Annotated in this window: 3 protein-coding genes; 1 reads left to right on the top strand and 2 read right to left on the bottom strand. The window is 73.0% G+C overall.

Features of this window, described 5'->3' with window-relative positions:
* The first annotated feature begins 14 nt into the window (after positions 1-14).
* Entirely contained in the window at positions 15-2,285 is a 2,271-nt protein-coding gene (locus D7Y13_RS39655) for a sensor histidine kinase (protein ID WP_120586103.1), read from the top strand.
* Positions 2,286-2,295: 10 nt separating this feature from the next.
* Here D7Y13_RS39655 and D7Y13_RS39650 read toward each other — a convergent pair whose 3' ends face one another.
* Together D7Y13_RS39650 and D7Y13_RS48420 are read right to left on the bottom strand one after the other, a co-directional pair.
* Positions 2,296-3,195 carry an MBL fold metallo-hydrolase gene (locus tag D7Y13_RS39650; protein WP_120586104.1) on the bottom strand — a complete coding sequence of 300 codons (900 nt, stop codon included), beginning with the start codon at positions 3,193-3,195 and terminating at the stop codon, positions 2,296-2,298.
* Between the two features lie 173 nt (positions 3,196-3,368).
* On the bottom strand, positions 3,369-3,810 hold a 442-nt coding region (locus tag D7Y13_RS48420), incomplete at its 5' end, for a cupin domain-containing protein (RefSeq protein WP_244222442.1).

The raw sequence follows: 3,810 nt of genomic DNA, 5'->3' as shown, positions 1-3,810 counted from the left end.
GGGAAGGGACACCCATGGCTCGTCCCAGACGCTTCGGACAGGAAGACGGGTGGGGGCTCGGGGCGAGCCTCGCGGTGGCGTTCGTGCTGGTGGCGGTCATCCTGGGGGCGGTGGTGATGATCCGGGCCTCCTCGAAGGCGCGGGTGACGGAGCGCTCCATGGACCTGTTCGAGGTGGAGCAACTGGGGCGGGCCTTCGGCGACAAGGTCTCCCTGGCCAACAGCGCGCTGCTGGCGGGCGGGCGCTCCCTCTCCCAGGATACGGCGCTGCCCCGCCAGCGCTTCCTGGACACCGCTGGACGGCTGCGCGAGCGGTTGTCCGACCCCGAGGTCCAGGCGCTGGTGGATGAGGTGTGGCGGGCCGAGCAGGGGCACGAAGCCGCCCTCCACGCCCTGCGCGACACGTCCACGTCCCCCGTCCTGGAGAAGGAGGCGGCCCGCGAGCGCCTGGCGCGGGCCCATGGGCGGGTGCGCGAGGCCCAGGCCCAGTTGGAGAAGAGGGTGCAGGCGGGGCTGCGCGACGACAGCCAGGCGGCGGTGGTGGCGGACCGGTGGGAGCTGGGCCTGCTGCTGCTGGTATCGGCCCTGGGCCTGGGCGTGGCGGCGGCGCTGGCGTGGGTGCTCCACCGCCGGCTGCACCCGCTCAAGCGCGAGGCCCAGGCCAGCGCGCACCGCTTCCAGGCGCTGGTGGAGGGCGTGCGCGACTACGCCCTGGTGCTGCTGGACGCGCGCGGCCGGGTGGCCAGTTGGAACCCGGGCGCCGAGCGCATGAAGGGCTGGAGCGAGGCGGAGATCCTGGGGCGCCCGGCCTCCACCTTCTACACCTCGGAGGACGCCGCCGCGGGCCAGGCGGAACGCGACCTGTCGCGCGCGCTGAAGGACGGGCGGCTGCGCTCGGAGGGCTGGCGACAGCGAAAGGACGGCTCGCGCTTCCGGGCGGAGGTGTCCATCACCGCGCTGCGCGACGAGGAGGGCACGCCGCAGGGCTTCGCGGTGGTGACGCGCGACATCACCGAACAGCGGCGCTCGGAGCGGATGCAGGAGCTGCTCGCGGAGGCCGGGCGCGTCTTCCACCAGTCGTTGGATCCGGACCTGACGGTGGCGGAGCTGGCCCGGCTGCTGGTGCCGGAGGTGGCGGATGGCTGCATCCTCTACCTGCTCACGCCCGCGGGGGAGCTGCGGCCCCGGGCCGTGACGCACGTGCGGCCCGAGCGCGAGGAGAGCCTGTGGGAGGCCTTGCGGCGCTTCCCCCCGCGCGCGGGCATGCCGCCCACCATCTGGTCCGTGATGCGCACCGGGCGCTCGCGCCTGGACGTGGACGTGGGCGTGGACGACCTGGAGGACTCCTCGGAGAGTCCCGCGCACCGGGTGCTCATCGACCGGCTGGGCATCGGGTCCTCGCTGGCGGTGCCGCTGCGCGCGGGCAGCCGGACGCTGGGCGTGTTCGTGTTGATGACGGCCCGGGGACACCGCCGCTTCACCCAGGCGGACCAGGTGCTGGTGGAGGAGCTGGCCGGACGCGCGGCGCTGGCCTTGGACAACACGCGGCTCTTGCGCGAGGCGCGCGAGGCGGTGGACCTCATCTCCGTCACCGCGCACGACCTGGGCAATCCCTTGCAAGCGCTGCAATTGCTGTTGAACAAGGTGCAGCGCGCCCACGCCAACGACGACGACGACGGGGTGCGAAAGGGATTGGTGGCGGCGCGCGGTCAGGCGCAGCGGCTGGGGCAATTGCTGCACGACCTGCTGGACCTGTCGCGGCTGTCTTCCGACAAGCGGCTGCTGGACGCGGCGCCCATGGACCTGGGGGAGCTGGCGCGCGAGGTGGTGGATCGCTTCGCGGAGACCGCCGCGCAGGCGGGGAGCCTCCTGACGCTGGACGTGGAGGAAAAACAGGTGGGCCACTGGGACCGGATCCGCCTGGACCGGGTGCTGACGAACCTCATCTCCAATGCCCTGAAGTTCGGCCGGGGCCATCCGGTGCGGGTGCGGGTGGCGGCGCTGGACGACGCGCACGTGCGGCTCACCGTGCGCGACGAGGGCGTGGGCATCGCGCCGGAGGCCCAGCGCCGCGTCTTCGAGCGCTTCGAGCGCGAGCCCTCCGCGAAGGTCGAGCTGGGCTATGGCCTGGGCCTCTACATCGTGCGCCAACTGGTGGAGGCGCACGGGGGCCTCATCCGCCTGGACAGCATCCCGGGGCAGGGCTCGACCTTCACCGTGGACCTGCCGCGCGTGCCCCGGTTCGTGGAGGAGCCGTTGGCGCCGGAGCCGGACCTGCTCCAGTGACGCCCGTCCATTACAGGTGCAGCGAGGGCACGGGGGCGACGAGGCCGGGGCGGATGGGGAAGTCGTCGGGCAGCTTCTCGCGCTCCTCCAGGCGCTCGAACTCCAGCGGGTCGTGCGCGCAGAACACCTTCACCTGTTCGCCGTGGCGCTGCACCAGCTCGCGCAGGCGGCGCAGGTTGTACCAGCGCATCCACCCGTCCTTCTGCATCAGCTTCTGGTAGGCGCGCAGGCCGACGGTGCACCGGTAGCGGTCCAGGTCCATCTCCCCGTGGTGGAAGTACGCGTCGCCCGCGTGCAGCAGCCACTCCTCCCCCGTGTCGATGGCCACGCCCGCGTGTCCCAGCGTGTGGCCCGTCAGCGGCACCAGCAGAATCTCCGGCGGCAGCCCGGAGAGCTCGCGCACGCAGTCGAAGCCGAACCAGCCTTCGCCCTGGGAGGCGGCGTAGGTCTCCCAGCGCCGCTCCTTCGCCCACTGCTGGGGACGGAAGCGCGCGCGGTCCAGCCAGGAGCGCTGCGCGGTGGCCACGCGGTACTCCTCCGCCAGCACGTGCACGCGTGCATGGGGGAAGTCGTCCAGGCCGCCCGCGTGGTCGAAGTCCAGGTGCGTGAGGACGATGTCGCGCACGTCGCTGGCCTGGAAGCCCAGCCGTTCAACCTGGCGGACGGCGGTGGCCTCCTCCGCCAGGGCGGGCCGGCACAGCACGTCGCGGAACAGGCCACTGAGCCGCTCGCGGGGCGCATACACGTCATTGAGGCCGAAGCCGGTGTCCACCAGCACCAGGCCGCGAGCCGTCTCCACCAGCAGGCAGTGGCAGGTGAGCGCCGCCGGGCCGGTGAAGCCGCGCCGTCCGTCCATGAGCCGCCGACCGGGCGGGCACATCGTGGTGCAGTTCAGGTGGTGGATGCGCATGGCGGCTCCCGCTCCTCGTGACCGTGGCGGAGATCCGGCCCTCCGACACCGAGCCCGAGGCGACCGCCATCCGTTCGTTCAGGGCAAAAGTGCGCCGTGGCCCGGCTGGGAGGAATCACCGCGTCCCCCAAGGGACGGGGGCTCGCCTGCCCGGAAGGGGAGGGGGCCGACCTTCAGAGTGGCGGGGACTGCGCGGAGTCCTCCGAGCCCCGCGGCGGCGCCGACATCAGCACCAGGGCCTCGGAGGCGGTGACGGAGCGGTGTTCGACGCCGCGCGGGACGATGAGCAGCTCGCCTGCCTCCAGGTCCACGGAGCGTTCGCGCGACTCCACCCGCAGGTGGCCCCGGGTGACGAAGAACAACGCATCCCCGGTCGCGTGCTGGCACCAGGGCCCGCTGCCCGTCAGGCGCACCAGGTGCACCGGCTGCCCATGGAGCATTCCCACGGGCTGGGGGGTGTCCGGGCCGGACAGGTGGGTGAAGGCCTGGGCCAGGTTCACCTTCTCCATCGGGGGCGGCAGGGCGTCACCAGGAGACGGTGCCGGGGCCTCGGCGGGGACGGCCACGGTGCCGCGGCGGCGTGAGTCCCAACGGGGAGGACGGCCTCCAAGGGGG

The organism is Corallococcus praedator (assembly GCF_003612125.1).
Classification (GTDB): Bacteria; Myxococcota; Myxococcia; order Myxococcales; family Myxococcaceae; genus Corallococcus; species Corallococcus praedator.
The sequence above is the reverse complement of the archived record's forward strand: the minus strand, read 5'-3'. Positions and strand labels throughout refer to the sequence as shown.

Coding starts and splice junctions, on each gene's coding strand:
- D7Y13_RS39655 (WP_120586103.1), top strand. CDS start 15: ATGGCTCGTCCCAGACGCTTCGGACAGGAAGACGGGTGGGGGCTCGGG.
- D7Y13_RS39650 (WP_120586104.1), bottom strand. CDS start 3,195: ATGCGCATCCACCACCTGAACTGCACCACGATGTGCCCGCCCGGTCGG.